Here is a 26,983-nt window from a genome sequence, read left to right as displayed (position 1 = left end):
GCATGTCTGCTGTCGATCTCAATGCCGATCTCGGCGAGAGCTTCGGGGTGTGGCAGCTGGGTGACGACGACGCGATGCTCGATCTGGTCACCAGTGCCAACATCGCCTGCGGCTTCCACGCCGGTGACCCGGCCGGACTGCTGCGGGTCTGCCACGCCGCCGCCGAGCGTGGCGTGCGGATCGGTGCGCAGGTGGGCTACCGCGACCTGGCGGGTTTCGGCCGCCGCTACATCGACGTCGCGCCCGAGGATCTCACTGCCGACGTGATCTACCAGATCGGCGCGCTACAGGCCCTTGCACAGGTCGCCGGTTCGGCCGTCACCTACGTCAAACCCCATGGCGCCCTGTACAACACGATCGCCACCGATCACGTGCAGGCGCGGGCGGTGGCCGCCGCGGTGCACGCCGTGGACCCGGCGCTGCCGGTGCTGGGGCTGGCCGGTTCGGCGTTCTTCACGGCCGCCGCGGAGCTCGGACTGCGCGCCGTGCCGGAGGCCTTCGCCGACCGCTCGTACCGCCCCGACGGCCAACTGGTGCCGCGTACACAACGTAATGCGGTGCTGCACAACGTTTCGACCATCGCCGACCGGGTGGCTTCCATGGTGACCGCCGGCCGCGTCGGCGCCGTCGACGGCTCCACCATCAAGATCACCGTGAAATCAATTTGCGTACATGGCGATTCGCCCGGCGCCGTCGACATCGCCCGCGCGGTCCGCGACCGCCTGACCGCGGAGAATGTACAGATCGAGGCCTTCTGCTGATGCGACTGAAACTCGGCCGTCCCGACCTGGCCGCATACACCCGCTACTTCGATCAGCCCGCGGCCGGCGCCGACTCGCCGCTGACCGTCACCTGGGCCGGCGTCACCACCATGCTGGTGTCCGACGGTTCATCGGCGCTGCTGACCGACGGCTTCTTCTCCCGGCCCAATCTGCTGTCGGTGGGGCTGGGCCGACTGGAGCCCTCGGTGCCGCGCATCGATGGCTGCCTGCACCGGCTCGGCATCGACCGGCTCGATGCGGTGTTGCCGGTCCACACGCACTTCGACCACGCCATGGACTCCGCGGCCGTCGCAGCACGGACCGGCGCGCAACTGGTGGGCGGCACGTCGGCCGCGCACATCGGCCGGGGCGGCGGGCTGCCGGACACTCAGCTGACGGTCGTCACCCCCGGCGAGCCGATCACGTTGGGCGCCTTCGACGTCACGCTGTTCACCGGTCACCACTGCCCGCCCGACCGCTTCCCCGGCACCATCACCGCTCCCGTGGTCCCGCCGGTACGCGCGTCGGCCTACAAGTGCGGCGAGGCGTGGTCCACGCACATCCACCACCGCGCCAGCGGCCGCCGGCTGCTCGCCGTCGGCAGTGCCGGTTTCGTACCGGGCGCGCTCGCCGGACAACACGCCGAGATCGTGTATCTCGGCATCGGGCAGCTCGGCCTGCAGCCCGAGAAGTATCTCGTCGACTACTGGCACGAGACGGTGCGGACCGTCGGCGCGCGCCGAGTGGTGCTGACGCACTGGGACGACTTCTTCCGGCCCCTGCACGAGCCGCTGCGCGCCCTGCCCTACGCCGGCGACGATCTCGACGTCTCGATGCGGGTACTGAGCCGGCTGGCCGCCGAAGATGGCGTGCCGCTGCATCTGCCGACGCTCTGGCAACCCGCAGATCCCTGGCTGTGAGCACCGCGCTGCACGAGATCGGCAGATTGCTGCCGGTCGTCGGATTTCTGGCCGCCGTCCTGGTGCTGGCCAAACTCTGCGATGACGAAGGGCTGTTCCACGCCGCCGGGGTCTACATGGCCCGGCGCAGTTGGGGCGCAGGACAATCCGGAGAGTCCAGAGCCCGCCGGCTGCTGGTCACCGTCTTCCTGATCGCCGCCGGGACCACCGCCGTGCTGAGCCTCGACGCCACCGTCGTGCTGCTGACGCCCGTCGTGCTGACGACCGCGCGGACACTGGACGTACCGCCGCGGCCGCACGGCTACGCCGCCGCCCACCTGGCCAACACCGCGTCGCTGCTGCTACCGGTGTCCAATCTGACCAATCTGCTGGCCTTCACGACCGCGGGCCTGAGTTTCACCAGATTCACCGCAGCCATGTCCCTACCCTGGCTTTTCGCGGTCGCCGCCGAATACGTGTTGCTGCGGTGGTTCTTCCGGCGTGAACTCCGGGCCGGCGCCACGGACCGGCCGGCCCCACCCGCACCGGAAATCCCGTATTTCGTCCTGACCGTGTTGGTCCTGACGCTGATCGGCTTCGGCGCCACGTCGCTGCTCGGTCTGGAACCGGCGTGGGCCGCGTTCGCCGGCGCCGCGGTGCTCGCGGTGCGGGCCGTCGTGCGCGGTCACGAGACACCGATGGGCATCCTGCGGGCGGCCAACGTACCGTTCCTCGTCGCCGTGCTGGCGCTGGGCGTACTGGTGAGCGCGGTACTGGATCTCGGCCTAGGCCGTGTGCTGTCGCACGTGCTGCCACACGGCGCGTCACTGCCGGCCCTGCTCGGCATCGCGGCCGTGGCGGCAGTGCTGTCGAATCTGATCAACAACCTGCCCGCCGTGCTGGTGCTGCTGCCGCTCGTCGCGGCCGGTGGACCGGTCGCGGTGCTGGCGGTCCTCATCGGGGTCAACATCGGCCCCAACCTGACCTACCCCGGATCACTGTCGAACCTCTTGTGGCGCAATGTGGTCCGCGACGAGATGACGGCGCGGGCCCGCGAGTTCACGACCGTAGGGCTGGTGACGGTGCCGGTCACCCTGCTTCTGGCCGTGACCGGATTATGGTTGACCTGTTCGATGTTGGGACTGCGCTGAGCGCAAGGAAGAGGAACATGGCCGACAGCTGGAACGAGAAGATCATGGCCGAATTCCGCGCCAACGGCGGCAAGGTCGGTGGACCGTTCGAGAACCTGACCCTGCTCCTGCTGCACACCACCGGCGCCAAGAGTGGTGAGCCACGGGTGAATCCCGCGGCCACGTTCGTCATCGATGGAAAGCGGCTGATCGTCGGGTCCGCCGGCGGCGCGGACGCCGACCCGGCCTGGGTGCACAACCTGCGGGCAAATCCCGAAGCCCACATCGAGATCGGCACCGACGAATACGACGTCGTGGCGCGCGAACTGCCGCACGCCGAACGGGATGCCGCCTACGCCCGCATCGTCGAACTCGCGCCCGGGTTCGCCGACTACGAGAAGAAGACCGACCGCGTCATCCCGGTCGTCGAGCTGACGCGGCGCTGATTCACGGTTACCGCAGCGAGAACAGCACACGTCGATTGGTGACCGGGCGGCGTCGCCGCCGGGCCGGCAGTCCGCATCGCAGGCAAGATGGCTGTCGTGGACGTGAGCCGCAGATCGCTGATCGTGGGAGGCACCTCGGCTCTCGTCGGCGCGGGCCTCGGGGCCGGCGCCACCGGGTACGTCACGACCAGGCGCACCGGGCCGATGCTGTGGCAGCGTGCCGACCGCAGCGGCGCGCCGCCGGTCACCGGATTGCACACCCAGTTCGGCTCCGACGCGGCAACCGAGGTCGTGGTGTCGTGGCACACCGCCGCCGCGGTCCAGAAACCCCACGTGCTGGTCGGCACCCCGGACGACGGTGTCGGCAGCGCCGTCGCCGCCGAGACGATCACCTACCGAGATGCACTGTCCGGCAGTGAGATTCGCGTCCACCATGCCCGGCTGACGGGACTCGCACCCGACACCGACTACGTCTACGCCGCCACCCATGACGGCGCGAGTCCCGAGCTGGGCTCGGTGCGCACCGCGCCCCGGGGCCGGGCGCCCATCCGGTTCACCAGCTTCGGCGACCAGTCGACGCCCATGCTCGACGCCAAGGTCGCGGCGTCCTTCGGCAACGACCACGCCGGTTCCCCGGCCGCCGGGGACATCACCACCGCGGTCGAACGGCTGGCCCCGCTGTTCCATCTCGTCAACGGCGACCTGTGCTACGCCAACCTCGCGCACGACCGGGTCCGCACCTGGTCGGACTGGTTCGAGAACAACACCCGCTCGGCGCGGCATCGGCCATGGATGCCGGCGCCGGGAAATCACGAGAACGAGCGGGGCAACGGCCCCATCGGCTACGGCGCCTACCAGGCCTACTTCGGACTGCCGGACTCCGGTTCCGATCCCGAGCTGCGTGGCCTGTGGTACGCCTTCACCGCCGGCTCGGTCCGCGTGATCATCCTGGCCAACGACGACGTCTGCTACCAGGACGGTGGCAACTCATACGTCCGCGGCTATTCGGGCGGTGCCCAAAAACGTTGGCTCGAACAAGAACTCGAGCGATCCCGCGGCAACAAGGACATCGACTGGATCGTGGTGTGCATGCACCAGACCGCGGTCTCCACCGGCAACAAGACCAACGGTGCCGACCTCGGCATCCGCGAGAACTGGCTGCCTCTGTTCGACAGGTTCAACGTCGACCTCGTGGTCTGCGGGCACGAGCACCACTACGAACGCAGCCATGCGATCCGCGGCACGTTGCCGACCGACACCCTGACACCGAATCCGGTTGACGCCCAACCGGACTCGATAGACACCAGCAAGGGCACGGTGCACCTGGTCATCGGTGGGGGCGGCACGTCGATTCCGTCCAACACGATGCTGTTCCCCGAACCGCGATGCCGCGTCCTGATGTCCGTGGGAGAGGTGAATCCCGCCACCGGAAGGAAGACGCCGAACTACGTCGAGGAGGCGGCACCGTGGTCCGTCTTCCGCGATCGGGAGAACCCCTGCGGCTTCGTGGCTTTCGATGTCGACCCGGGCCGGCCGGGCGGCAATACATCGATGGACGCCACCTACTACGCGGTGAGCGGTCCGTTCGGCGAGGTGCGGGCCGTCGACAGATTCAGACTGACACGGCCCCGCACCGACCGTTGATCAGCGGCGCTGCCGGGCGATCTCGGCCAGCACCACACCGGCGGCCACCGACGCGTTGAGCGACTCGGTGGGGCCGGCCATGGGGATCGAGACGATGTGGTCGCAGTTCTCCCGGACCAGCCGCGACAGGCCCTTGCCCTCGGAGCCCACCACGACCACCATCGGGCCCGAGGCGTCCAGCTCGTCAAGGGTGGTGTCGCCGCCGGCGTCCAGCCCGACGATCGTCAGACCGGCATCGGCCCAATCCTTGAGCGTGCGATTGAGATTCGTCGCGCGCGACACCGGCAGCCGGGCGGCCGCACCGGCGCTGGTACGCCATGCCACCGCGCTGACCGACGCCGAACGCCGCTGCGGGATCACCACGCCGTGCCCACCGAACGCCGCCACCGAGCGCACGATGGCGCCCAGGTTGCGCGGGTCCGAGATGTTGTCGAGCGCGACGAGCAGGGCCGGGCTCGAGTCGGAGGTCGCCGACTTCAGCAGATCGTCCGGGTACGTGTACTGGTACGGCGGCACCTGTAGTGCGATGCCCTGGTGCATGCCGTTGCTGGTGATGCGGTCCAGATCGTGGCGCTGCACCTCCATGATGGCGATACCGGCATCGGCCGCGCGCGTGACCGATTCGGTCAGCCGCTCGTCGGCCTCGGTGCCCAGCACGACGTAGAGCGCAGTGGCCGGAACGCCGGCGCGCAGGCATTCCACGACCGGGTTGCGGCCGACCACGACCTCGACGTCATCGGTCTTCTTGTGGCGTCCCTGATTCGATCGGGCCGCTTTCTGCGCGATCTTGTACGCCTTGTGGTTCGGGCGCTGGTCGGCACGCGGGGTTGCGCCCTTGCCCTCCAACCCGCGGCGGCGCTGGCCGCCGGAGCCGACCTGCGGGCCCTTCTTGGTGCCCTCTTTACGAATTGCGCCGCGGCGCTGAGAGTTTCCAGCCATCGTCAGGCCCCATCAGTCAAGGCCCACTGCGGGCCGTCAGCGGTATCGGTGACCTCGATGCCGGCCAGCTTCAGCTGGTCGCGGATCGCGTCGGCGGCAGCCCAGTCCCGGTTCTCGCGGGCCTCGGCGCGGCTCTTGAGCGCCCACTGCACCAGGGCATCAACAGCATTGAGCGCTGCCGACGTCTCGTCGCGCGTTTCCCAGCGCTCATCGAGCGGGTCGCAGCCCAGGATGCCCATCATGGCCCGGATCGACGTCGCCGCAGCCATCGCGCCGGCATGGTCGCCGGCGTCCAGCGCCCGGTTGCCGTCGGCGCGGGCGGCGTGCACCTCGGCCAGCGCCGCGGGCACCGCCAGGTCGTCGTCCAGTGCGGCCGCGAACTTGTCGGTCCAGGTGCCGACCTCGACGGCACCCACCCGGGTGCGGACCCGGTGCAGGAATTCCTCGATGCCGGTGTAGGCCTTGGCCGCGTCCTGCAGCGAGTTCTCGGAGAACTCCAGCATGGACCGGTAGTGCGCACTGCCCAGGTAGTAACGCAGCTCGGCGGCTCGAACCCGTTGCAGGACAGCCGGAATCGCCAGCACATTGCCCAACGACTTGCTCATCTTCTCGCCGCCCATGGTGACCCAGCCGTTGTGCAGCCAGAACCGCGCGAACTCGTCGCCGCAGGCGTTGGCCTGGGCGGTCTCGTTCTCATGGTGCGGGAAGATCAGGTCCATGCCGCCGGCATGGATGTCGAATTCTGAGCCCAGGTATTCCTGGCACATGGCGACACACTCGGTGTGCCAGCCGGGACGGCCCCGGCCCCACGGCGTCGGCCAGGACGGCTCACCGGGCTTGGCGCCCTTCCACAGGGTGAAGTCCCGCGGGTCACGCTTGCCGGTCGCCACGCCCTCACCCTGGTGCACGTCATCGATGCGATGGCCCGAGAGCTTGCCGTAGTCAGGCAGGCTCAGGACGTCGAAGTAGACGTCGCCGCCCGCGGCATAGGCATGCCCGCGCTCGATCAGCTTCTCGATGACCTCGACCATCTGCGTGATGTGCCCGGTCGCCCGGGGCTCGGCCGACGGCGGCAGCACGCCCAGCGCGTCGTAGGCGGCCGTGAAGGCCCGCTCGAAGGTGGCGGCCCATTCCCACCACGGCCGGCCCGCTTCGGCCGCCTTGTTGAGAATCTTGTCGTCGATGTCGGTGACGTTCCGGATGAACGCGACGTCGTAGCCCTTGGCCGTCAGCCAGCGCCGCAGCACGTCGAAAGCGACGCCGCTGCGGACATGTCCGATGTGGGGCAGACCCTGCACAGTTGCGCCACACAGGTAGATGGATGCGTGTCCGGGCCGCACCGGGGTGAAGTCCCGCACGGCACCGGTCATGGTGTCGTAGAGCCGCAGGCCCTCGAGACGGTGTTCGGTCACGACGGGCCAGCTTACCGGCCTAATCGAGCGAGACCACCAGCGCCGTCGCAATCGCGGCCAGACCCTCGCCCCGCCCGGTGAGTCCGAGGCCGTCGGTGGTGGTCGCCGAAACCGAGACAGGCGCGTCCAGAAGCGCCGACAGCACCTGCTGGGCCTCTTCCCTGCGGGGCGCGATTTTCGGGCGGTTGCCGATCACCTGGACCGCGGCATTGCCCACCCGAAAACCGGCGGCCGCAAGCAGCGTGGAGACATGTTTGAGCATGTCGGTACCGGTGACGCCGCGCCATTCGGGACGATCTGTGCCGAAGACACTGCCGAGGTCACCGAGGCCGGCAGCACTCAGCAAGGCATCGCAGAGTGCATGCGCGGCGACGTCGCCGTCGGAATGCCCGGCGCAGCCGTCAGCGCCGTCAAATGACAGGCAGAGCAGCCAACACGGCCGCCCTGCCTCGATGGGATGTACGTCGGTACCGAGACCGATACGGAAGTTCACTTCTCCGAGGGAGACGGCGTTCAGGACGCCGCGGCGAGAACCTCGTCCAGGATGGTGGCGGCCTTCGCGTCATCGGTGTTCTCGGCCAGAGCCAGCTCACCGACGAGGATCTGACGAGCCTTGGCCAGCATGCGCTTCTCGCCGGCGGACAGACCGCGCTCCTGGTCGCGACGCCACAGGTCACGAACGACCTCGGCGACCTTGTTCACATCACCGGACGCCAGCTTCTCCAGGTTCGCCTTGTAACGACGGGACCAGTTGGTCGGCTCCTCGGTGTGCGGGGCGCGCAGCACCTGGAAAACCTTGTCGAGGCCTTCCTGACCCACCACGTCGCGAACACCGACGTATTCAGCGTTTTCTGCGGGTACTCGAACGGTGAGATCGCCCTGCGCAACCTTGAGGACGAGATATTCTTTCTGCTCGCCTTTGATGGTCCGGGTTTCAATCGCCTCGATCAATGCTGCACCGTGGTGTGGGTAAACGACGGTGTCTCCGACCTTGAAAATCATCAGATTCGGGCCCCTTTCACAAAGCAATGTTAGCACGGGCGTCAGACACCCGCGGATCAACAATGCAGGTCAGGGGCCATACAGATGCGCGAAAGGGGTTGACAGGGCGGCGTTTACATGCAGTGGCGGGGGCCACAATCCGGCGGAATTCCGCCGGATTCACGTCCCATTCACCGGTCATTCGGGGGCGGAAAGGCGCTCGAACCAGGCCGATAACGGGCCTCCGCTACCGTCGCCCACCGCCACCTACTACTCTGCATAGTCGAACGCCGGACCCCTCCGGGGACACCGTAGGACAACCCAAAAGGCCGTCACGCGCATCGCCGCTGGCGCCCAAGCAGGAGGCTTGAGTGAACCGCATGAAATCGCGCACTTCTGCCGTCACGCTGGCCGCCTTCGGGCTGGCCACCGCGGTGACGCTCACCGGCTGCAGCAGCGGCCAGGTCTCGCAGAGCGCGAACCAGCTGCCTGCTGTCAACGGCACCGCCACCACCATCGGCGACGAGAAGGCCGGTGTGGACCTGCGCAACGTGTACCTGCGCGCTCCGCAGACCCGCGACTTCGTCAAGCCCGGCACCATGGTCGAGCTGCTGTTCGTCGCGACCAACAAGTCGCCCGAGAACGCCGACAAGCTGATCGGTATCTCCTCCGACACCGGCGAGGTGCTGGTCAACGGCGGCACCACGGTTCCCGCGGGCGGCGTGTTGCTGGTCGGCACCCCGGACGGCCAGAAGCAGACCCTGCCGCGGTCCGAGGACGCGACGACCTCCATCGCGATGGTCGCGCTGACCAAGCCCATCAGCAACGGCCTGAACTACAACTTCACGTTCAAGTTCCAGAACGCCGGCGAGAAGACCATCGCGGTCCCGATCTCCGCGGGCGAGGCCCCGCGCCGCGAGGCCGGCGAAGCCGCTCCGGCACCTGCCGCCGGCGGCGAGGGACATCACTGAGCTCAAGGCGTTCCTCGCAGCCGCCACCGGTCGTGCTGCGGGATACACCACCGTGGGACTCGGCACGGTGCAGGTCCGCATCGGCACATTGATCGCGCGGTACCCCTTCGGTCCGAGAAGCGGCGGCTGCGTACTGGCCGTCCCCAACGGTTCGCATCGCGTCTGGGCGACGGCGGTCGACGTCAGCGACTACGGCAATCTTTGAACTCCGCGCGACATATGTGAATGTGGCGATCGGCGCTGGCCAGGCCGCACTGCTCGGATCCGCCGACGAATCGCCTGCCCGCCCGTCCCCAGCTTCGGACGATAACCGCTAATTCAGTGCCTGCAATGCCGCCGCAGCCCAGTATCCGCCCATTCCGGAGGGGATAGCGATGACGCGGATCGCCCGCTGCGTCGGTGGCCCACCCGTGCATAGCTGCCGAAGCTTCATATCGAACCCGCGCGCATGGGTCGGCCCGCCAAACCAAGGCACTGCAGCAGGGTCTTGTTCGCCTTTATCCTCGATCCCTTCGAGTTCATACCGGCAACCCGGCGGCGGTAGTACGGCCTCGATATTGGCAGTGATTCGAGCGTTGTCGGCCTCCCTGTCCGCGTTCCCGCTGTGGTTACGCATCAGGTCGACATCATCCGGATTGCCGCTATTCAATCCAGCCACGATCGCATTGGCGGATTTCTCCTGTACGTCACGCGTGTAATCACGCATCCCGTACGAGTTATGCCCGCCGTAAGGGTTTCGACTGTCCACAACGGACCAGTACCCGAACCAGGCAACACCGGCACCCAATATGAGTACAAACAGAACGCCGACGGCGATCACGGCGTTGCGCCTGTTCTTGATGATCGGCATCAGATGATCAATCTCCCGGATAATGGAGGTGGACGAACTCTACAGAAGCCGACCCGCCAGTGAAGCCGGAGCCGTCGGGCATCCAGTCGTTATGAAAATTGTTGTCTCCGTTGGCGTGCTGATCGACAACGTCCACCAGCCTGCCGTTCTTCATCTCTTGACCGACATAGACGGCGGTGTGATTGATCGTGCCCGTAGCCGTGTCGTGGTAGTAGATGAGATCACCGGGCACCAATCCGGCCTTCGACGGAGCCAGCGGGTCAAGTGCGGCACGCGTGGGCATCGGGGCAGTACCTACAACATTGCCGCGGCCACTGTTGACGATGAAGTCACGGTTCGCCTGCGCCACCGACCATGTGTTGGAGCGATTGGCGTGTTCCCTGTGAATGAGTCCAGCGTGTTTTAGAGTCCCGTGGCCCGGTTTCGGGCCGAGAAGGGACGATGAGATACATGGCTGGACGCAAGCGGCATTCCGCGGAGGACATCGTGCGCAAGTTGCGCCGCGCGGACGAGTTGGCTGCCGAGGGCAAGACTGGCGAGGAGATCGCCGCCGAGCTGGGCGTATCGCCGGCGACGTTGTACAACTGGCGCCGCGCCTACGGCGGGATGGACACCGACGCCGCCCGCGAGCTCAAGGAGCTGCGCGAGCAGAACGCCCGCCTCAAGCGGCTGTTGGCCGAGGCTGAGCTGGAGAAGGACGCGTTGCGGGAGGTTGCGAAGGGAAAATTCTGAGCCCAGCTGCCAAGCGCCGCGCCGTGGACATGCTCAAGGACACCTTGAGCATGTCGGAACGGTTGGCGTGCAAGGCCGTTGGGCTGGCCCGCTCCACTTACAGAAACCTGCCGATGGCGCTGACCCCGTCCGATCCGGACGCCGATATGCGGGTTTGGTTGCGCTCGTACGCCACCAAACACCCGTGTCATGGGTTCCGGCGTGCCTGGGCGGCGTTGCGGTACGACGAGCGCCGTGAGGTGAACAAGAAGAAGATCCACCGGCTTTGGCGCGAGGAAGGTCTGCAGGTGAAGGTCACCTCGCCGCGCAAGCGGTCGGGGGTGTCATCGTGCCCACCGGAGGTCATCGCGGATGCGCCGAAGGTGGTGTGGGCCATCGATTTTCAGTTCGACTCCACCGTCGACGGCAAGGCCATCAAGATCGCGTCGATGCTTGACGAGCACACCCGTGAGTCGCTGCTGAACATCGTCGAGCGGTCGATCACCGCGCAGCGACTGGTGGCCGAGTTGGAGAAGGTGTTCGCCGCGGCCGGCGGGCCGCCGATGGTGTTGCGGATGGACAACGGCCCTGAGTTCATTTCGGCTGCGCTGCAACAGTTTTGCGACGGCAAGGTCGGGTTGTCCTACATCCCGCCGGGCACGCCGTGGAACAACGGCTACATCGAATCGTTCAACAACCGACTACGCAAGGAGTGCCTCAACCGCAATCACTGGAACACCCTGATGGAGGCCCGAGTGGTGATCGGGGACTTCAAGGCTGACCACAACCTGCGGCACCGGCACTCGGCGCTGGGCTACCGAACACCCGCCGAGTACGCTGCCGTCTGTACGTGCAGTCACACCCCGATGGCCTGCGAAATCAACTGAATCTGGATCAACAAACCCGACTCTAATTCCGGGTGGACTCAGAATCGGGGACTCGCCACGATCGTTCCAGGGGAAATGGATGCCATTGTTGTAGTACCAGTCGTCAGCATCTCCGCGGTGCCAATCATCGATACCGTTGCCGACGTCCTTTAGTCCGCCTGCACGCATGACTTGGGATGCGAAATTGGTGCAGTCACCACCACCGTCACCAAAATTCTCGTATTCAGGGTTCGCACGGTGCGGATCGTCGGCGCTACCAGCCCAATGATCTGCGTACTCGATTGCACGCCGCCTGGCGTCCGATAGCGCCCCATCCGGCCGCGCAGGCGCAGCCTTGAAGCCGAGTTGGTGGACAACATTGGTGTCAGTGGCCTCGTTGAAACTGACCTCACGCAAGGGAGCGAGCGCCGCCGCGATGCTGTCGGCCACGGCGTCATCCAGCGAGGCGAGAACGCGGGCACGAGACCCGATCTCGGCGGCGAATTCCCGCGCCTGCTCCCTACGCGACTCCGACTCATGGAGCAGTGATGTCGATGCCGGATCAGAAATTGAAAGGTCTTCCGCGACAACGAACCCCGACTCTTCGGCCTCTGCGATTGCCGCCAGCGCTTGACGCCTGGCCCAGGCAATATCGTCGGCACCGTTACGAGCCAACTCGGACGCGCCGCGCACTGCTTCGGCAACACCGCGAACCTTCGTCAAGTCCGTCCACGCGCGGTCTTGGGCTGCCTCGGCCGCAGAGCCCTCCCATTTGCTGCCGCCTGGGGACAACATCCCCGAGTTGATCGCGCTGAAATGGGTTTCCCATTGTTGTGCGGTTACCGACCAGCTCGTCGCCGCCACTTCGAGATGCCGAGTGTCCCACTCAGTTATCTGCGACAGGCTGGGTATGCGGCCGCTCACGACGGCCACATCACACCTCGATCGACCGGCCCGCGGCCGCAATATGCTCGTTCGAACCGCAATCGGCTGACACATACGAGGCAGCTGCTGCCCGCAGCTTGACACCACTGGCCGTCATGCGCCTTGCGAACACCGCTGCGGCGGCCGTCACCGTGTCATGACCGCGACTGACTGCCGCGGTAGTGGCCTGGCCCGCAGGCCCCGCGGGTCGATCCGTTCGGCCACCCACAAACTCTGCCGCTGCCGAATCGCACTGCCCCGCCAGCACGCACAGACCCTCGTCGTCGACCTTCAACATCTCCCCCATCAAGTCCAGTGTATGGCCGTACGTCACACCGCCCACACACCGTTTCGCCCGCCTGCCTGACGCAATCTGAGTTCCTAACGGATGTCAAGCGATGTGTTGGCTCGTAGGGTGATTGGTGGCGGGCCTGGATGTTGGAGCGTTCGGCGACTCCTGTGACTCCTGGCCCGCCCTCTGTTTGCGGCGGTCGCGCATACGGTGGTGCCGGATGTTGTCTCGGCGGCGCGGCTCAATCTGGTAGCGCTCTTTGACGAGCACGCGGCCCTGAGCTTCGGTGATGGGGGTGCCGTCGACATCGCGTAGGGCGTAGGGCTGGCCGGCGCGCATGCACGTGGCGATCCGAGTGACCAGCAGAGTGGCCAGATGGCAGATCGCCGAATCATGGTGGCGGTCGCCGGCCATCAGCCGCTGGTACTTCGCCGCGATCTGCGGGTCGACCTTGCGGGCTTGATCGGCTGCGGTGCAGAGCATTTCGCGCAGCAGTGGGTCACCGGCCTTGGTGATCGAAGATTCGATCTTGCCCACCCCGGACTGGCTGACCTTGGGGACCAGTCCGGTGTAGGCGCGCACCGCCGCCAGTGAGGTGAATCGGTGCGGATCACCGATCCGTCCCGCGATCACGGCGCTGATGACCGGTCCCACGCCGGGAGCCGAGGCAACGATCCCATCGGGGTCGGCGTCGGCGTACAGGTTCGCGACTCGTTCGTCGATCTGCTTGATTTGGCGGGTCAAGAACAGCGCCTGTTCGGCTTCGTGGGCGATGTCTTCGGCCAGTTCGGCGAAGTTCATCCCGTCCGACCCCCACAGCGCGAGGGTTTCCTTGGCCGCGGCGATGAGGCCGGCGGCGTGGTCGCTGCGCCACGCGCCACGGGACCGGGCGATCAAGAACCTGCTCAGACGTCCGTGGCCGAGGCGGATCACCGCGTTCGGATCGGCGTAACGGGCCAGGAACTCCAACGCCGCGATGCCGTAATTCGAACCGAGCACCGCATACCAAGCCGGCCCGAGGAGCTCGACGAGTGCATCGAGTCGGGCGTAGACGGCGACCCGGCGTTTGACCATGGTGGAGCGCTGCTTGACCAAGCGCCGCAACGGGTCTGCAGGTCCCTGGCCGGAATACTCACGCAGGCCTTCGGGATGAAGAAGTGGCAGCCGGGCCAGCAACTCGGAGTCGATCCGATCGTTCTTGGTGTGCTTGGAGTAGTACTTGCGAAGATCCGCCGATTGGGTGGTGGGAACCATCACCACGCGGGCCCCGCGGCGGCGGAACCACTCCGCCACAACGATCCACGCGTTGCGCGTCGGCTCGACCACGACCGTCAGATCACCCGGATCAGCCAGATTCAGGTCATCCCACAACCGTTCCAGCTCCGCCGGCCGGGTCGAGAACTTACGGCCACGCCACACCGCGATTCCGTCGCGGGCCAGCGTCCCTTGATGCGCTGCCCGCACTGCCACGTCGATCCCCAACGTCAATGCCATTGTCGTTTTGCTCCTGTCAGCCCGATCCTGTCATCCCAGGTGACTGACCATCGCGGCCACGGCCCAGACATTCTCTAAGCAGGAGTCCCACCCTCAGGCTGGCTCCAAGTTCCCAAACAAGGACACCGCTCGACCAGGCACCGAGCCCGCGGGCGGCCACTCAGACGTCAGGGATCACCAGATGTCCCGGTCGGTGCCTCGACCTGCCCACGGACTCACTCAAAGGCTAAATGTCGGTGCCTGCGACTAAGTTCGCGGCATGGCCAGAACCGGTTCGAAAGTACGTTCGCAGTTTCGCTGCTCGGAGTGCCAGCACACCACGGCGAAATGGGTGGGCCGGTGCCCGGACTGCGGCACCTGGGGCACGGTCAATGAAGTCGCCGTACTCAACTCTCTGACGCCCGCGACGCACCGCGCTGTCGCGCCGGCCTCCCCCGCCGTACCGATCAGCTCCATCGATCCGGGCACCACCAGGCACTTCCACACCGGGATCAGTGAATTGGACCGCGTGCTCGGCGGCGGTGTGGTGCCGGGTTCGGTGACGCTGCTGGCCGGTGATCCCGGCGTCGGCAAGTCGACGCTGCTGCTCGAGGTCGCACACCGCTGGGCCATGTCGGGGCGCCGTGCGCTCTATCTGTCGGGCGAGGAGTCCGCCGGGCAGATCCGGTTACGCGCCGAGCGCACCGGCTGCACACATGACGACGTCTACCTGGCCGCCGAGTCCGATCTGCAGACCGCGCTCGGCCATATCGAGGCAGTTCAGCCCACGCTGGTGGTGGTGGATTCGGTGCAGACCATGTCAACCGCCGAGGCCGACGGCGTCACCGGCGGCGTGACACAGGTTCGGGCCGTCACCACCGCCCTCACCATGGCGGCCAAGACGACGGGTATCGCGATGGTCCTGGTCGGCCACGTCACCAAGGACGGCGCCATCGCCGGGCCGCGCTCACTGGAGCACCTGGTGGACGTCGTGCTGCACTTCGAGGGCGACCGCGCCTCGGCGTTGCGCATGGTCCGCGGCGTGAAGAACCGCTTCGGCGCGGCCGACGAGGTCGGTTGTTTCATGTTGCACGACAACGGAATCGAGTGCGTTGCCGACCCGTCGGGGCTCTTCCTCGATCAGCGGCCGGCGCCGGTGTCGGGCACCGCGGTGACCGTCAGCCTCGACGGCAAACGGCCGCTCATCGGCGAGGTGCAGGCCCTGATCGGCTCGCCGTCGGCCGGATCGCCGCGCCGCGCCGTCAGCGGTATCGACTCGGCCCGCGCGGCCATGATCACCGCGGTGCTGGAGAAGCGGGCGCGGCTGCCCGTCGGCACCAACGACATCTATCTGTCCACGGTGGGCGGCATGCGGCTGACCGATCCGTCCTCGGATCTGGCGGTCGCGCTGGCCATCGCCTCGGCGTACACCGATCTCCCACTGCCGGCCACCGCGATCGCCATCGGCGAAGTGGGCCTGGCGGGCGATCTGCGCCGCGTCACCGGTATGGATCGCAGGCTCGCCGAGGCCGCCCGGCTCGGGTTCACCACGGCCGTGGTGCCCACCGGAATCGAGTCACCACCACGTGGCCTCCGGGTGCTGCCGGCCGACAACATCACCGCGGCGTTGCGGGTGTTACGCAAGATCACAGAGAATGTGGACCGGACCGGGTAGAGCCCGGCCGGAAAACCACCGAGGAGTGCACCGATGTCGGTGAAAGCGGGAACCCGGGCCGGGCGCGGCAACGTCGTGCATCTGGCCCGACCGACACTGCGCGAGACGTTGGGCAAGCTGGCGCCCGGCACCCCGCTGCGGGACGGCCTCGAGCGCATCCTGCGCGGCCGCACCGGCGGGCTGATCGTGCTGGGCTACGACGACAGCGTCGAGGCCATCTGCGACGGCGGCTTCCCGCTGGACGTCCGGTTCGCCCCGACCCGGCTGCGGGAGCTGTCGAAGATGGACGGCGCCGTGGTGCTCTCCAGCGACCTCACCCGCATCCTGCGGGCGAACGTGCAGCTCGTGCCCGACCCGTCGATCCCGACCGACGAATCCGGTACCCGGCACCGCTCCGCCGAGCGCGCCGCCATCCAGACCGGCTTCCCGGTGGTGTCCGTCAGCCACTCGATGAGCATCGTCACCGTGTACGTGGCGGGCGAACGGCACGTCGTGCCGGAATCGGCGACCATCCTGTCGCGCGCGAACCAGACCATCGCCACGCTGGAGCGCTACAAGTTCCGGCTCGACGAGGTCAGCAAGCAGCTGTCGATGGCCGAGATCGAGGACTTCGTGACGCTGCGCGACGTCATGACCGTCGTGCAACGCATGGAGATGGTCCGCCGGATCAGCCTGGAGATCGACGCCGACGTCGTAGAGCTCGGTACCGATGGGCGTCAGCTCAAGCTGCAGCTCGACGAACTGGTCGGCGACAACGACGCGGCCCGCGAACTGATCGTGCGCGACTACCACGCCAACCCCGACCCGCCGACCGCCGACCAGGTGACCGCGACACTCGAGGAGCTCGACGCGCTCAGCGACAACGAACTGCTCGATTTCACAACGCTCGCAAGGGTTTTCGGCTACCCCTCGACGCCCGAGGCGCAGGATTCGGCGATGAGCTCGCGCGGCTACCGGGCGATGGCCGGCATTCCGCGTCTGCAGTTCGCACACGTCGACCTGCTGGTGCGCTCGTTCGGATCGCTACAGGGCCTGCTCGCCGCGAGCGCCGACGACCTGCAGTCGGTGGAGGGGATCGGGTCCATGTGGGCTCGCCACATCCGCGAGGGTTTGTCGCTGCTCGCAGAGTCGACGATCGCCGACCGGCTGGCCTGAGATCAGTTGGCGGGGCCGGGCAGCGTCGGCTCGCCGGGTGCCGGTGCGACGGGCGCCGGTGGCGGCGCCTCGCCCGCGGGCGGTGCACCCGCGCCGGGCTGCTGGGCCTCGGACAGCACGAACGGCACCGGGGCCGATCGCAGGTTGCCCAGCTGGACGACCAGGTTGTACGTGCCTGGCCCGATCGCCTGACGCGGCAGTGGGCAGTTCGGCGCCGAACCCATGCCGGTCCAGGTGACCTCGGTGGTCACCTGCTCGCCGGGCTTGAAGCCGCGGACCAGGGTCTCGTTCGACGGTGCGCAGTCCAGGTTGGACCAGAGCCGGTTGTTGTCCAGTGAGTAGACGTACGCGGCCAGCACGGCGGCGCCGACGTCACGCTTGCACTCGACCAGGCCGATGTTGGTGACGACCATGGTGAACTTCGGCTGGTCACCGATCACGTAGGTCGGCTGGTTGGTGATGCCCTTGGCCGCCAGCGTCGTGTCCGGGCAGTCGTCGCCCGCCTTGAGCACCGGCGGCGGAGTGACCGCGGTGGTCGGCGTGGGCGTCGGAGCCGGAGCGGCGTTCGGCGGCGGCGCGATCGGGCTCTTCACCCCGGGCGTCTCGCCGGGCAGCGGCGTCGCGGACGTCGACGTCTTCGCGGTGGGCTGAGTCTGCTTGGAATCGCCCGTGCTGTTGCTGAAGACGACGACCCCGATGATGACGACGAGGAGCAGGACGACTGCGGCGACACCGATCGCCAGCATTCGCCGACGGAAATAGATCTGGGATGGCAGCGGGCCATGCGGTTCTAGATCCGGCACATTGTCACGGTAAGGGCACAAAACGCGGTGGGCTCTGACGTGGTGCGGCGTGTCGTCTGTGAACTGGGGTGGTATTCGCCACCCCAGTTCCTGGGACTATTCGCCACGTCGGCCGAGCCGACTATTCGCCGATGTCGCCGACGTGGTCGCGCTTGGTGACCCGGCCCTCGGCCAGGTGGTAGGTCGCACCGACGATGGCGACCTTGCCCGAGGCCAGACGCTCGGCGATGATGTTGGACCGCTCGCTCAGCAGGCGCACCGTCTCGTTGACGTGCTTGGCCTCGAGCTCGTCGACCTCGGAAAGTCCCTCGCGGCGGCCGACCAGGATCGACGGCGTCACGCGCTCGACGATGTCCCGCACGAATCCGCCCGGCACCGAGCCGTCGTCCAACGCGGTGATGGTGGCCTTGACCGCGCCGCAGCTGTCGTGGCCGAGCACGACGATGAGCGGCACCTCGAGGATCGCCACGGCGTATTCGATGGAACCGATCACCGAGGAGTCGAGGACGTGGCCGGCGGTGCGCACCACGAACATGTCACCGAGACCCTGATCGAAGATGATCTCGGCGGCGACGCGGCTGTCGGCGCAACCGAACAGCACGGCGGTCGGCTTCTGCCCGCCGGCCAGTTCGGCACGGCGCTCGATGCTCTGGCTGGGGTGCAGCGACTCTCCGGCAACGAAGCGATCGTTACCCTCTCTGAGTGCTTTCCAGGCATTTATCGGGTTTGAGTTGGGCATGCCGCCCATTGTGCCCTGCACGCATAGTGAGTGCGCAATGAGTTCAGGGCAAATTCTCATCCCGGCCGACGAGCTCCTGGAGTGGTTCGGCACCGCACGGCGCGACCTGCCGTGGCGGGCGCCCGATGTCACCGCGTGGCAAATTCTGGTCAGCGAGTTCATGCTGCAGCAGACCCCGGTGGCGCGGGTGGAACCGATCTGGCGGGACTGGATCGCCCGCTGGCCCACTCCGTCCGCGACCGCGGCGGCCGGGGCCGCGGACGTGCTGCGCGCCTGGGGAAAACTGGGCTATCCACGGCGCGCCAAGCGCTTACACGAATGCGCCGAGGTGATCGCCGCCGAGCACGGCGACGAAGTCCCCCGCGACGTCGAGACCCTGCTGACGCTGCCGGGCATCGGTGCCTACACCGCGCGGGCCATCGCCTGCTTTGCGTATCAGCAGGACGTCCCCGTCGTCGACACCAACGTGCGCCGGGTGGTCGCGCGCGCGATTCGCGGTGTGGCCGACACCCCCGCACGCTCGCGCGACCTGGACGACGTCGCCGCACTCCTGCCCGAAGATGGCACGGCACATGTGTTTTCGGCCGCATTGATGGAACTCGGCGCCATCGTCTGCACCGCCCGCAAACCGAAATGCGGGGTCTGCCCGCTGACCGTGTGCGCGTGGCGAAGTGCCGGCCATCCCGAGTTGGACGCGCCGACCCGGCCGGTCCAGAAGTACGCGGGAACTGACCGCCAGGTCCGCGGCCGGCTGCTGGATGTGTTGCGCGGCAGCGCAACTCCGGTGACGCGGGCGCAGTTGGATGTGGCGTGGCTCACCGATACCGCGCAGCGCGACCGGGCCCTGGACTCGCTACTGGTCGACGGCCTGGTCGAGCAGACCGCCGATGACCGGTACGCACTGGCCGGTGAGGGCGAGCGCTAAAACCCCGTTTCAATGAGAACGGCATGAAACCGCGTGCTTTCCAATGAGAACGGCATGAGTCAGTACCACATGCGGTGATCCTCGGATAGAACGGAAGCATGACCGCATACCGAATTTCAGGTGAACAGAAAGTTAACGCTCGTCGTCGCGGCCTCGTCATCGCCGGAGCCGCCGCAGCCGCAATTGCCGCGGCGACCCTCGCCCCGGCCACGGCCTCCGCGCTGCCGACCGGCGGCGGCTCGGCCGTCGACACCATCAATGAGCTGCAATCCCGCGGCTATCACGTCCAGGTCAACACCAGCACCTCCGGGCCGCTGTCCGCGTGTTCGGTGACCGACGTGCACGGGCTGACCGGCTCCAACATCGACGGCCGGGGCCAGCGCATCAACTCCGGCCAGTTCGACACCGTGTACGTCAACGTGCAGTGCAGGCCGCAGGGCTAGTCAACCGGTTGCGGCGCAACCAGATTGGGACAAGCGAAGCGCCGCCGGTAGTCGGATGGATTGACGCCGACAACGCGCCGGAAATGGTGCCGCAGCAGGGTTGCGGTGCCAAATCCGGCCTTGTCGGCCACCCGATCGACATCGAGATCCGTCTCCTCCAGCAGCCTGCGGGCGTAGAGCACGCGCTGATCGGTGACCCACTGCATGGGCGTCCGTCCCGTCTCCTCGACGAAACGCCGCGCGAACGTGCGCCCCGACATGCTCGCCCGTTTGGCCAGGCTGTCCACCGTATGCGGGTGGCGCAGGTTGGTCAGAATCCAATCCAGATGTGGCGCAAAGCCTTCCGAGCACCGCACCGGGATAGGCTGCTCGATGAACTGCCGCTGACCGCCGTCGCGCTGTGGCGGCACCACCATGCGGCGCGCGATCTTGTTGGTGATCTCGCTGCCCATCTCGCGCCGCACCAGGTGCAGGCAGGCATCGATACCGGCAGCCGTGCCCGCGCTGGTGATCAGATTTCCGTCGTCGACGAACAGCACGTCACGATCGACGCGGGCGGTGGGATACATGCGGGCCAGCTTGTCCGCGTGCATCCAATGCGTGGTGCACGTCCGGCCGTCGAGCAGCCCGGCGGCGCCGGCGACGAAAACCCCCGAACAGATGGTCAGGATCATCGAGCCGGAATCCGCGGCGTTACGGATGGCGTCGAGCGCCGCCTGCGGATAGACCGGACCCGCCACCGCCGGGATGGCGACCAGGTCAACCCCCAGGAGCTGGTCGATTCCGTGGTCGGGAATCAGTGACGCACCGACCGACGTCCGCACGGGCCGCCCGGCCTCCGGCCCGCACACCTTGAAATCGAAGTTCGGCACACCGTCGGCCGACCGGTCGATGCCGAAGACCTCGCACACCACGCCGAACTCGAACGGCGCCACTCCGTCCATCACCAGGACCGAGACACTCTTGATCATGGCAGTATTTTATCGATTACCGTCCGAACTGCCACTGTTTATTCGATTGCCTCCGATTCGACAATTGATGCATGAACACCATCCTGACTCTGGTCGCGATGGTCGCGATCATGGTCGCCCCATTCGCACTCGGCGCCATGTTGAGCGCCATCACCCGAAATCCCGGTGCGCGCAATGGTTTCGGCAACTTCGACTGGACCGACGTAGGAGATTCCCGAGACCTGGACCGCGTCGAGCACGACCTCGCCGCGGCGCGTTCCCGATTCGAGTGATCAGACAGACCGGAGAAAATCCTCGACCGCGCGGCGGTAGACCTCGGGCGCGTCGTCGTGCACCAGGTGGCCGGCCCCGGGAACTTCCAAATACGTTGTCGAGTGCCCGATCTCGGCCATCTTGCGCATCTGCCCCGGGGGCGCGACCCCGTTCCCGGCCTCGATGAGCAACGTCGGCACGCGCACGGCGGACCACTGCTGCCAGTAGTCCCGGGTGCCCCACTCGGCGGCGATCGCCACCCAGCGCCCCGCCTCGCCGTGCAGCCGCCAGCCGGTCCCGGTGCGGTCGAACGCATCCAGGAAATACTGGCCGGCGATCGGGCCGAAAAGATCCAGAACCTGCTGCGCCGAATCGAATTCGACCGGAATCGAATGGGTCCACGGGTCCCAGGCGCCGATGGTGAAACCGACGAAATCGGCCGCCATGTCCTCGACAACCAGCGCAGTGACCAGCTCCGGCCGGGCGGCCGCCAGACACCAGCTGTGCAGCCCACCCATCGAGTGCCCGATCAAGCGCACTGGTCGCCCCAGCGAGCCGACCGCCTCGGCGAGGTCGGCGACGAAACGTTCGGTGCTGATCGGCTCGGAATCGTCGACGCCGCGACCACGGTGCCACGGCGCGTCGTACGTATAGACCTCACCCAATTCGGTCAGCCACGGCAACTGCCGGCCCCACGTCGTGCCGCGGCCCATCAATCCGTGCACCAGCACAATCGGCTCGCCGGTGCCGCCGCGGGCGGTGAGCAGGTCGGTCGTCATAGCCCTATATTGCCGCCCATCCTGCCGGGCACGGCAGCGCGGTAACCTGAACCACATGCCTGTGGTGAAGATCAATGCGATCGAAGTTCCGCCCAACGCCGGCCCGGAATTGGAGAAGCGGTTCGCGAACCGCGCCCACGCAGTGGACGGCCAGCCCGGCTTCCTCGGTTTCCAGCTGCTCCGCCCGGTCAAAGGCGAGAACCGCTACTTCGTGGTGACGCAGTGGGAGTCCGACGAGGCGTTCCAGGCCTGGGCCACCGGCCCGGCCGTCGAGGCCCATGCCGGGCAGCGGGCCAACCCCGTCGCCACCGGCGCGTCACTTCTCGAATTCGAGGTTGTGTTGGACGTTGCTGGTTCAGGCCAGCAGGCATAAGACCCGGACTGCGCTGGCCGCGGCGGGCGCAGTCATCGTCGTCTTAGGTGGCTGTAGCAGCACGCCCGCAGCCGTCGCGCCACCATCGAGCGCTGCCTACGGTGCGCTCATCGACATGAGCACGCCTCAGGGCATGCGATCGCGGCAGACGATGGACATGCTCAACTCGGACTGGTCCATCGAGCCGGCCGGCGTGAAGACGCTCGCCGCACCCGACCAGGTGGACGACATCACCTACCGGATGAAGTGGATCTGGTGGGACCGCCCGTTCAAGCTCACCGGCATCGACATCGGCGCGGGACAGTCGACCTTGCACGTCACCAACTCGTACGGCGTGAACCAGGACATCCAGCTGCATGTCGACGGCAAGGGCACCGTCGACCGCATGGAAGTGTCGCTGCGCCCGCCGCCCATCAAGTCGTGGGCCGACGTCGACGCGGCGATCGCGAAATCCGGCGCCCACTACTCGTACCAGGTCGCCAAGGTCGTCGACGGCAAGTGTGTCAAGGTCGCCGGCACCAACGTCGACGAGCCGATGCCGCTGGCGTCGATCATGAAAATCTATGTGCTGCTTGCCGTTGCGCGCGCGGTGTCGGCCGGAACCCTCAGCTGGGACGACAAGGTCACCGTCACCGCCGAGGGCAAGAAGCTCGGTTCGGCCGGCATGGACAACCTGGCGCCGGGCACGCAGGTGACGGTCCACGAGGCTGCCCAGCAGATGATCTCGGTCAGCGACAACATGGCCACCGACATGCTGATCAACAAGGTCGGGCCGGCCGCGGTCGACGAGGCGCTCGTGGTCGCCGGACACCATGACCCGGCGAGCCTGACCCCCTACCCGACCATGCACGAGCTGTTCTCCATCGGCTGGGGCAAGCCCGATGTCCGCGATCAGTGGAAGAACGGCGACAAGGCGCAGCGCACGGCACTGTTGCAGCAGGTGAGTTCTCGTCCCTACGAGCCGGATCCGTACCGCACCCGCACGCCGGCGTCGAGCATCGGGGCCGAGTGGTACGGCACCGCCGCCGACATCTGCCGCGAGCACGTCGCGGTACAGGCCGCCGCTGTCGGGGCCGCCGCGCCGGTCCGGGACATCATGTCGAAGGTCGCCGGCATCGACCTGGACCGCACCAAGTGGCCCTACCTGGGTTCCAAGGGCGGCAACCTGCCGGGCGACCTCGGCTTCAGCTGGTACGCCGTCGACCACACGGGTCAGCCGTGGGTCGTGAACTTCCAGCTGACGTGGCCGACGTTCAAGGGTCAGACGGCGGCGCAGTGGCTGCTGAGCATCATCAAGCAGGCGTTCGATCTGATCCCGGTGCGGTGAGCACGCAGTCGCCGCAGCATGCCGCCCTGTCGCCGGCCAGCCGGTAGATCAGGCAGCAACTGTGGCGGCGAAACGCCGGCCCTGAGCGCAGCACTCCCCCGTCGACCCTGGGGTCTTCGAGCACCGCGTCGGCCGCTCGCCGCGCCGCCTCCGCCACGTCCGGCCGCGCCCGGCCGATCTGTTGAGCCGCACTGTTGGCGGCCGATCCCACATTGCCCCACAACACTTTTGGGCCGACGCCGAATCGCCCGAACGCATCCGTGAGCACCTCCACGGCTGGCGCGCCACCGGACGGCCGTGCGGCGATCGACAGCGGATAGGGGCCGCCCAACTGGTCCTGCCACGCCAGGTCTGCCAGTGACCAGGACACCGGCTCCCCGAGGGCGGCGGTACCGATCATGGGTGCGATCAGTCGAGCCACCAGTCCCAGGTGCGCGACAGACGCGGCTACGCGCATCTCCGGCTCGCCGTTGCCCGCCAGCGCCGCCCGCACCTTGTACACCCGGGCGGTCAACGCCTCCGGATCGTCGCTGAGCTCGGCCATCGGTCGCCACGGCGTCGGCGGCGGATCATCGTGCCGCTGGGCGGCAAAGAAGGGGCCGAACGCGGCCAGGGGGTCCGTCACCGCGGGGGTTGCTGAACCAAGCGACGCGCAGCTTCAGCGGCAGCGGCCCGACGTTCGGCGATGGTCTCCGCTGACATGGGCTGGTCGACGATGCGATCGATACCGAACCCGCCGGCCGCCAAGGCGTATGTCATGTCGTTGAGCAGGACCAGCAGGTCCATCGGGCGCCACGACGGATCGATGATGCCCGCCTGCTGCGCCTCCGCGATCCGGTCGAGTTTCGACTGGAAGATCCGCCGCAGCACGTGGTCGCCGAACATGCCGTCGGCCGCCTCCAACTCGATCCAACGCTGCAAGCGGGCCCCGGCCGGATCGGCCACCATGTAATCGAAGAGCGCGACGGTGTATCCGGCGACGTCGTCAGGCTTGAAGATCGCGTCGTAGGGGGCGTCCTGAATCCACTGCTCCACGACGGCCTCGAACAGCTTCTGCTTGCTCGGAAAGTAGCTGTACAACCGTTCCTTGCTGGCATTGGCTTCGGCGGCAATACGATTCAGCCGCGCTCCGGCAAACCCAAGAGCAGAGAACTCCGCTTTCGCGGCAGCCATGATGCGCTCACGTGTCGCATGCCCGGCTGCTCTCATAGCATCCGCCAGGGTAACAGCCAGCTACCTCACTGGTCGCGTTCGAGCAGGAAGTAGAACAGCTTGTCGTCGGTGCGCTGCCGCTTGCCGTTCATGATGCCCATCAAGGTGTCGCCGTCGACCCGCTTGAAGTGGTCGAACACCGGCTGCCCGTCGTAGACCATGGTCCCGGTCACCTCGCCGCGAAACTCGATGTCCCACAACGACGCGCCACCACGGCTCAGATCGCGGTTCGAAAACAGTTGCCCCGCTTCGTCGTAGCAGACGATGGGCTCGACCTCGTTGATCGATTTGAAGATCTTCCCGTACCACCGGACCGCCTGCAGCTGGCCGTTCATCTTGTGGCCGGTGTCGAACTCGTCGCCTTTCCAGTTGCCCACGATGTCCACTGCACGGACCGGTTCCAGCGAGGCCCAGATTTCATCCAACTCGGCAGGATCGACATGCTCCCGGCCGCGCAGTTCGGAGAAACGAGCGCGAGCGGTATCAACGTCCACAAGGGCCTCCCAAGTCAGTTGGTTCGGAAACCGACTGTAATCCCGAACCAACTGGTTCGGCAAGCCCGAATATTGACGCTAGAAGATATTAGGTTCGTTTGCGCTGGACGAGTAGGGCAGGTCGCTGCTGCTGTACGGATCGACATGCACGGGGCGGCCGACGTAGGGAAAGGCGCGCTGTGGGCACGCCGGACGATCGCAGATCTTGCAGCCCGCCCCGATCGGCACCGCCGCGTCGGGATCGGCCAGATCGATGCCCGCCGCGTAGATCAGCTTGTCGGCATGGACCACATCGCAGCCCAGCCCGATGGCAAAACGCTTGCGGGGGCCGCGATATCGGCTCGGGGCGGACGACGTGGTGCGCGCGATCCAGAAGTACGACCGGCCGTCGGGCATCTGCGCCACCTGGGTGATGAACTCACCGGGGCGTTCGACGGCATGGTGCACCACCCACAACGGACAGTTTCCGCCCACCCTGGAGAAGTGGAAAGCCGTGGCGGACTGGCGCTTCGAGATGTTTCCGGCACTGTCGGTCCGCACGAAGATGAACGGCACACCACGCGCATCCGGGCGCTGCAGCGTCGAGAGCCGGTGACAGATGGTCTCGAAACCGACCTCGAACCGGCGTGCCAGTTGATCGATGTCGTAACGCAGCTCCTCGGCCACATCCAGAAACATCCGGTACGGCAGCAGCAGAGCGCCCGCGAAATAGTTGGCCAGCCCGATGCGTGCGACTTCCTTTGCCTCGGAACTGAGTTGGTCAGCGGTGGCCACGATCGCGGAAATCAGCTCCGAGTGCCGCAGCAACGCCACCTGAGTGGCCAGCTGGAAGGCCCGCTGCCCGGGATGCAGCCAGCGCGCGATGTACAACACGCCGGTGTCCGGACGGTAGGACCGTTGCGCATTGGGGCCCAACGCATCACCGTCGTCGATCACCACCACGACGCCGAATTCGTCGGATAGCAGGGCCGCGAGTTGAGCGTCGAGACCACCAAGCAGCAGCCGGCGCTCGACGAACAGCGACTCAGCCGCTTCGTCGAGCTCACCGATGTAGTTCTTGCGGTCGTAGAAGAAGTCCCGCACTTCCTCGAACGGCATGGGTTGTTGCGCCGACACCGAGGCATCGATGTTGGCCCGGGCCTGCATCGCGTCGAGTTCCGTTGTCGCGTCGAACAATCGGCGATTCATACTCACCAGCACCTGGCCCACCGCGGGCATCCGGGCCACCAACTCCTCGATCTGACCGGCAGTCGCCGACGTGTCGGCGAGTATCTCGCGCAAGTCGGACACCAGCCGCGCATCCGAATCCGGTGCGAAATAATTGGTCGGCAGATCGAACCGCTCCGCCAGCGCCAGGAGCACCGGCACCGTCACGGGCCGCTGGTCGTTCTCCAGTTGGTTGACGTAGCTCGTGGACAGATCCAGGGCGCGGGCCAGCGCGACCTGAGTCAGGCCGTGTTCCTCACGCAGCCGTCGCAGACGGGCGCCCACGAATGTCTTCGCCACCGCCACGAGCGTAACCCGCCGGATTTACGC

Annotated in this window: 29 protein-coding genes and 2 pseudogenes; 15 read left to right on the top strand and 16 right to left on the bottom strand. The window is 66.9% G+C overall.

The window, feature by feature from the left end; genetic code table 11:
• Nucleotides 1–2: 2 nt before the first annotated feature.
• The 5 genes and pseudogenes from G6N46_RS21410 to G6N46_RS21395 all read left to right on the top strand — a co-directional run bounded on the left by G6N46_RS21410 (nucleotide 3) and on the right by G6N46_RS21395 (nucleotide 4,880).
• Nucleotides 3–761, top strand: a complete 759-nt coding sequence (locus tag G6N46_RS21410; RefSeq protein WP_138250866.1) for a LamB/YcsF family protein — start codon at nucleotides 3–5, stop codon at nucleotides 759–761.
• The gene (locus tag G6N46_RS29020) at nucleotides 761–1,681 is read left to right on the top strand and encodes an MBL fold metallo-hydrolase (RefSeq protein ID WP_138250867.1); all 921 of its coding nucleotides are present in this window, start codon (nucleotides 761–763) and stop codon (nucleotides 1,679–1,681) included. Before G6N46_RS21410 ends, G6N46_RS29020 begins: the two co-directional genes overlap by 1 nt.
• A pseudogene (locus G6N46_RS28800) lies at nucleotides 1,633–2,811 on the top strand (SLC13 family permease); the annotation flags it as partial. The gene G6N46_RS29020 and the pseudogene G6N46_RS28800, both read left to right, overlap by 49 nt.
• Nucleotides 2,778–3,236, top strand: coding sequence for a nitroreductase/quinone reductase family protein (locus G6N46_RS21400; RefSeq protein WP_407665134.1), 459 nt, complete (start codon nucleotides 2,778–2,780; stop codon nucleotides 3,234–3,236). The pseudogene G6N46_RS28800 and the gene G6N46_RS21400, both read left to right, overlap by 34 nt.
• A gap of 87 nt (nucleotides 3,237–3,323) precedes the next feature.
• Nucleotides 3,324–4,880 carry a purple acid phosphatase family protein gene (locus G6N46_RS21395; RefSeq protein ID WP_138250870.1) on the top strand — a complete coding sequence of 519 codons (1,557 nt, stop codon included), beginning with the start codon at nucleotides 3,324–3,326 and terminating at the stop codon, nucleotides 4,878–4,880.
• Here G6N46_RS21395 and rlmB read toward each other — a convergent pair whose 3' ends face one another.
• From rlmB to carD, 4 genes are read right to left on the bottom strand one after another with little or no spacing between them, the layout of a single operon-like run.
• A complete protein-coding gene (gene rlmB, locus G6N46_RS21390; protein WP_061006746.1) occupies nucleotides 4,881–5,819 on the bottom strand; it encodes a 23S rRNA (guanosine(2251)-2'-O)-methyltransferase RlmB in 939 nt (312 codons plus the stop codon).
• Nucleotides 5,820–5,821: 2 nt separating this feature from the next.
• Nucleotides 5,822–7,255 (bottom strand): cysteine--tRNA ligase, encoded by a 1,434-nt coding sequence (gene cysS / locus G6N46_RS21385; protein WP_174814140.1) that lies wholly within the window; start codon nucleotides 7,253–7,255, stop codon nucleotides 5,822–5,824.
• Complete coding sequence (ispF, locus tag G6N46_RS21380) at nucleotides 7,251–7,724, bottom strand: 2-C-methyl-D-erythritol 2,4-cyclodiphosphate synthase (protein ID WP_133426384.1); 474 nt, start codon at nucleotides 7,722–7,724, stop codon at nucleotides 7,251–7,253. The genes cysS and ispF overlap by 5 nt, the downstream gene beginning before the upstream one ends.
• A 20-nt stretch (nucleotides 7,725–7,744) precedes the next feature.
• Nucleotides 7,745–8,233, bottom strand: coding sequence for an RNA polymerase-binding transcription factor CarD (gene carD / locus G6N46_RS21375; RefSeq protein WP_020100886.1), 489 nt, complete (start codon nucleotides 8,231–8,233; stop codon nucleotides 7,745–7,747).
• Nucleotides 8,234–8,592: 359 nt separating this feature from the next.
• Between carD and G6N46_RS21370 the strand changes: the two genes are divergently transcribed.
• Together G6N46_RS21370 and G6N46_RS21365 are read left to right on the top strand one after the other, a co-directional pair.
• The gene (locus G6N46_RS21370; protein WP_133426383.1) at nucleotides 8,593–9,183 is read left to right on the top strand and encodes a copper chaperone PCu(A)C domain-containing protein; all 591 of its coding nucleotides are present in this window, start codon (nucleotides 8,593–8,595) and stop codon (nucleotides 9,181–9,183) included.
• Between the two features lie 52 nt (nucleotides 9,184–9,235).
• Entirely contained in the window at nucleotides 9,236–9,388 is a 153-nt protein-coding gene (locus G6N46_RS21365; protein WP_163692942.1) for a hypothetical protein, read from the top strand.
• Between the two features lie 108 nt (nucleotides 9,389–9,496).
• On the opposite strand, the gene G6N46_RS21360 is transcribed toward G6N46_RS21365, so the two are convergent.
• Both G6N46_RS21360 and G6N46_RS21355 read right to left on the bottom strand, forming a co-directional pair.
• On the bottom strand, nucleotides 9,497–10,033 hold the full coding sequence (locus G6N46_RS21360; RefSeq protein ID WP_138250871.1) for a hypothetical protein: 537 nt from the start codon (nucleotides 10,031–10,033) through the stop codon (nucleotides 9,497–9,499).
• A 7-nt stretch (nucleotides 10,034–10,040) separates the two neighbouring features.
• Nucleotides 10,041–10,421: an amidase domain-containing protein gene (locus tag G6N46_RS21355; protein ID WP_268950105.1), complete on the bottom strand. Its 381-nt coding sequence runs from the start codon at nucleotides 10,419–10,421 to the stop codon at nucleotides 10,041–10,043.
• A 62-nt stretch (nucleotides 10,422–10,483) separates the two neighbouring features.
• Between G6N46_RS21355 and G6N46_RS21350 the strand changes: the two genes are divergently transcribed.
• Nucleotides 10,484–11,631, top strand: a protein-coding gene (locus G6N46_RS21350) for an IS3 family transposase (protein WP_109557130.1) whose coding sequence is annotated in 2 segments (ribosomal slippage) — nucleotides 10,484–10,751 and nucleotides 10,751–11,631 — 1,149 coding nt in all. Because the reading frame shifts where the segments join, the coding sequence is not laid out codon by codon here.
• A gap of 99 nt (nucleotides 11,632–11,730) precedes the next feature.
• On the opposite strand, the pseudogene G6N46_RS29110 reads toward G6N46_RS21350, so the two are convergent.
• Nucleotides 11,731–12,405: pseudogene (locus G6N46_RS29110) on the bottom strand (amidase domain-containing protein); the annotation flags it as partial.
• Between the two features lie 520 nt (nucleotides 12,406–12,925).
• Nucleotides 12,926–14,320, bottom strand: a complete 1,395-nt coding sequence (locus tag G6N46_RS21340) for an IS110 family RNA-guided transposase (RefSeq protein WP_138250873.1) — start codon at nucleotides 14,318–14,320, stop codon at nucleotides 12,926–12,928.
• A gap of 259 nt (nucleotides 14,321–14,579) precedes the next feature.
• Here G6N46_RS21340 and radA point away from each other — a divergent pair, with 259 nt between their 5' ends.
• Both radA and disA read left to right on the top strand, forming a co-directional pair.
• Nucleotides 14,580–15,974, top strand: a complete 1,395-nt coding sequence (gene radA, locus G6N46_RS21335; protein ID WP_138250874.1) for a DNA repair protein RadA — start codon at nucleotides 14,580–14,582, stop codon at nucleotides 15,972–15,974.
• Between the two features lie 33 nt (nucleotides 15,975–16,007).
• The gene (gene disA / locus G6N46_RS21330; protein WP_061006743.1) at nucleotides 16,008–17,129 is read left to right on the top strand and encodes a DNA integrity scanning diadenylate cyclase DisA; all 1,122 of its coding nucleotides are present in this window, start codon (nucleotides 16,008–16,010) and stop codon (nucleotides 17,127–17,129) included.
• Nucleotides 17,130–17,131: 2 nt separating this feature from the next.
• On the opposite strand, the gene G6N46_RS21325 is transcribed toward disA, so the two are convergent.
• Together G6N46_RS21325 and G6N46_RS21320 are read right to left on the bottom strand one after the other, a co-directional pair.
• The gene (locus G6N46_RS21325; protein ID WP_138250917.1) at nucleotides 17,132–17,875 is read right to left on the bottom strand and encodes a hypothetical protein; all 744 of its coding nucleotides are present in this window, start codon (nucleotides 17,873–17,875) and stop codon (nucleotides 17,132–17,134) included.
• A 178-nt stretch (nucleotides 17,876–18,053) separates the two neighbouring features.
• Entirely contained in the window at nucleotides 18,054–18,671 is a 618-nt protein-coding gene (locus G6N46_RS21320; RefSeq protein WP_133426382.1) for a carbonic anhydrase, read from the bottom strand.
• Between the two features lie 37 nt (nucleotides 18,672–18,708).
• Between G6N46_RS21320 and G6N46_RS21315 the strand changes: the two genes are divergently transcribed.
• Both G6N46_RS21315 and G6N46_RS21310 read left to right on the top strand, forming a co-directional pair.
• Nucleotides 18,709–19,596 (top strand): iron-sulfur binding domain-containing protein, encoded by an 888-nt coding sequence (locus G6N46_RS21315; RefSeq protein WP_138250875.1) that lies wholly within the window; start codon nucleotides 18,709–18,711, stop codon nucleotides 19,594–19,596.
• Between the two features lie 98 nt (nucleotides 19,597–19,694).
• The gene (locus G6N46_RS21310; protein WP_061006741.1) at nucleotides 19,695–20,039 is read left to right on the top strand and encodes a hypothetical protein; all 345 of its coding nucleotides are present in this window, start codon (nucleotides 19,695–19,697) and stop codon (nucleotides 20,037–20,039) included.
• Here G6N46_RS21310 and G6N46_RS21305 read toward each other — a convergent pair.
• A complete protein-coding gene (locus G6N46_RS21305) occupies nucleotides 20,036–21,010 on the bottom strand; it encodes a GlxA family transcriptional regulator (RefSeq protein WP_138250876.1) in 975 nt (324 codons plus the stop codon). The two genes, G6N46_RS21310 and G6N46_RS21305, sit on opposite strands and share 4 nt — an antisense overlap.
• 71 nt (nucleotides 21,011–21,081) lie before the next feature.
• Between G6N46_RS21305 and G6N46_RS21300 the strand changes: the two genes are divergently transcribed.
• Nucleotides 21,082–21,282, top strand: coding sequence for a hypothetical protein (locus tag G6N46_RS21300; RefSeq protein WP_138250877.1), 201 nt, complete (start codon nucleotides 21,082–21,084; stop codon nucleotides 21,280–21,282).
• Here the strand turns inward: G6N46_RS21300 and G6N46_RS21295 are convergent, their stop codons facing one another.
• The gene (locus tag G6N46_RS21295; protein WP_138250878.1) at nucleotides 21,283–22,041 is read right to left on the bottom strand and encodes an alpha/beta fold hydrolase; all 759 of its coding nucleotides are present in this window, start codon (nucleotides 22,039–22,041) and stop codon (nucleotides 21,283–21,285) included.
• Nucleotides 22,042–22,096: 55 nt separating this feature from the next.
• On the opposite strand from G6N46_RS21295, the gene mhuD reads away from it, so the two are divergent.
• Both mhuD and G6N46_RS21285 read left to right on the top strand, forming a co-directional pair.
• Nucleotides 22,097–22,414 carry a mycobilin-forming heme oxygenase MhuD gene (gene mhuD, locus G6N46_RS21290; protein ID WP_020100898.1) on the top strand — a complete coding sequence of 106 codons (318 nt, stop codon included), beginning with the start codon at nucleotides 22,097–22,099 and terminating at the stop codon, nucleotides 22,412–22,414.
• Nucleotides 22,377–23,741, top strand: a complete 1,365-nt coding sequence (locus G6N46_RS21285; protein WP_407665132.1) for a serine hydrolase — start codon at nucleotides 22,377–22,379, stop codon at nucleotides 23,739–23,741. The genes mhuD and G6N46_RS21285 overlap by 38 nt, the downstream gene beginning before the upstream one ends.
• On the opposite strand, the gene G6N46_RS21280 is transcribed toward G6N46_RS21285, so the two are convergent.
• The 4 genes from G6N46_RS21280 to G6N46_RS21265 all read right to left on the bottom strand — a co-directional run bounded on the left by G6N46_RS21280 (nucleotide 23,707) and on the right by G6N46_RS21265 (nucleotide 26,953).
• Entirely contained in the window at nucleotides 23,707–24,366 is a 660-nt protein-coding gene (locus tag G6N46_RS21280) for a (2Fe-2S)-binding protein (RefSeq protein ID WP_234880796.1), read from the bottom strand. The genes G6N46_RS21285 and G6N46_RS21280 overlap by 35 nt on opposite strands.
• Nucleotides 24,363–24,914 (bottom strand): TetR/AcrR family transcriptional regulator, encoded by a 552-nt coding sequence (locus G6N46_RS21275; protein ID WP_138250918.1) that lies wholly within the window; start codon nucleotides 24,912–24,914, stop codon nucleotides 24,363–24,365. The genes G6N46_RS21280 and G6N46_RS21275 overlap by 4 nt, the downstream gene beginning before the upstream one ends.
• 65 nt (nucleotides 24,915–24,979) lie before the next feature.
• Nucleotides 24,980–25,447 (bottom strand): DUF4334 domain-containing protein, encoded by a 468-nt coding sequence (locus tag G6N46_RS21270; protein ID WP_138250920.1) that lies wholly within the window; start codon nucleotides 25,445–25,447, stop codon nucleotides 24,980–24,982.
• A gap of 78 nt (nucleotides 25,448–25,525) precedes the next feature.
• Nucleotides 25,526–26,953: a short-chain fatty acyl-CoA regulator family protein gene (locus G6N46_RS21265; protein ID WP_138250880.1), complete on the bottom strand. Its 1,428-nt coding sequence runs from the start codon at nucleotides 26,951–26,953 to the stop codon at nucleotides 25,526–25,528.
• Nucleotides 26,954–26,983 lie beyond the last annotated feature (30 nt).

The organism is Mycolicibacterium phocaicum, assembly GCF_010731115.1.
In the GTDB taxonomy this organism is placed as follows: Bacteria; Actinomycetota; Actinomycetes; order Mycobacteriales; family Mycobacteriaceae; genus Mycobacterium; species Mycobacterium phocaicum.
This window is presented reverse-complemented; position numbering and strand designations above follow the sequence as displayed.

Bases quoted from the DNA above. Each gene is read 5' to 3' on its own strand.
- G6N46_RS21410 (WP_138250866.1), top strand. From the start codon at position 3: ATGTCTGCTGTCGATCTCAATGCCGATCTCGGCGAGAGCTTCGGGGTG.
- G6N46_RS29020 (WP_138250867.1), top strand. From the start codon at position 761: ATGCGACTGAAACTCGGCCGTCCCGACCTGGCCGCATACACCCGCTAC.
- G6N46_RS21400 (WP_407665134.1), top strand. From the start codon at position 2,778: ATGGTTGACCTGTTCGATGTTGGGACTGCGCTGAGCGCAAGGAAGAGG.
- G6N46_RS21395 (WP_138250870.1), top strand. From the start codon at position 3,324: ATGGCTGTCGTGGACGTGAGCCGCAGATCGCTGATCGTGGGAGGCACC.
- rlmB (WP_061006746.1), bottom strand. From the start codon at position 5,819: ATGGCTGGAAACTCTCAGCGCCGCGGCGCAATTCGTAAAGAGGGCACC.
- carD (WP_020100886.1), bottom strand. From the start codon at position 8,233: ATGATTTTCAAGGTCGGAGACACCGTCGTTTACCCACACCACGGTGCA.
- G6N46_RS21370 (WP_133426383.1), top strand. From the start codon at position 8,593: ATGAAATCGCGCACTTCTGCCGTCACGCTGGCCGCCTTCGGGCTGGCC.
- G6N46_RS21360 (WP_138250871.1), bottom strand. From the start codon at position 10,033: ATGCCGATCATCAAGAACAGGCGCAACGCCGTGATCGCCGTCGGCGTT.
- G6N46_RS21340 (WP_138250873.1), bottom strand. From the start codon at position 14,320: ATGGCATTGACGTTGGGGATCGACGTGGCAGTGCGGGCAGCGCATCAA.
- radA (WP_138250874.1), top strand. From the start codon at position 14,580: ATGGCCAGAACCGGTTCGAAAGTACGTTCGCAGTTTCGCTGCTCGGAG.
- disA (WP_061006743.1), top strand. From the start codon at position 16,008: ATGTCGGTGAAAGCGGGAACCCGGGCCGGGCGCGGCAACGTCGTGCAT.
- G6N46_RS21325 (WP_138250917.1), bottom strand. From the start codon at position 17,875: ATGCTGGCGATCGGTGTCGCCGCAGTCGTCCTGCTCCTCGTCGTCATC.
- G6N46_RS21320 (WP_133426382.1), bottom strand. From the start codon at position 18,671: ATGCCCAACTCAAACCCGATAAATGCCTGGAAAGCACTCAGAGAGGGT.
- G6N46_RS21315 (WP_138250875.1), top strand. From the start codon at position 18,709: ATGAGTTCAGGGCAAATTCTCATCCCGGCCGACGAGCTCCTGGAGTGG.
- G6N46_RS21310 (WP_061006741.1), top strand. From the start codon at position 19,695: ATGACCGCATACCGAATTTCAGGTGAACAGAAAGTTAACGCTCGTCGT.
- G6N46_RS21305 (WP_138250876.1), bottom strand. From the start codon at position 21,010: ATGATCAAGAGTGTCTCGGTCCTGGTGATGGACGGAGTGGCGCCGTTC.
- G6N46_RS21300 (WP_138250877.1), top strand. From the start codon at position 21,082: ATGAACACCATCCTGACTCTGGTCGCGATGGTCGCGATCATGGTCGCC.
- G6N46_RS21295 (WP_138250878.1), bottom strand. From the start codon at position 22,041: ATGACGACCGACCTGCTCACCGCCCGCGGCGGCACCGGCGAGCCGATT.
- mhuD (WP_020100898.1), top strand. From the start codon at position 22,097: ATGCCTGTGGTGAAGATCAATGCGATCGAAGTTCCGCCCAACGCCGGC.
- G6N46_RS21275 (WP_138250918.1), bottom strand. From the start codon at position 24,914: ATGGCTGCCGCGAAAGCGGAGTTCTCTGCTCTTGGGTTTGCCGGAGCG.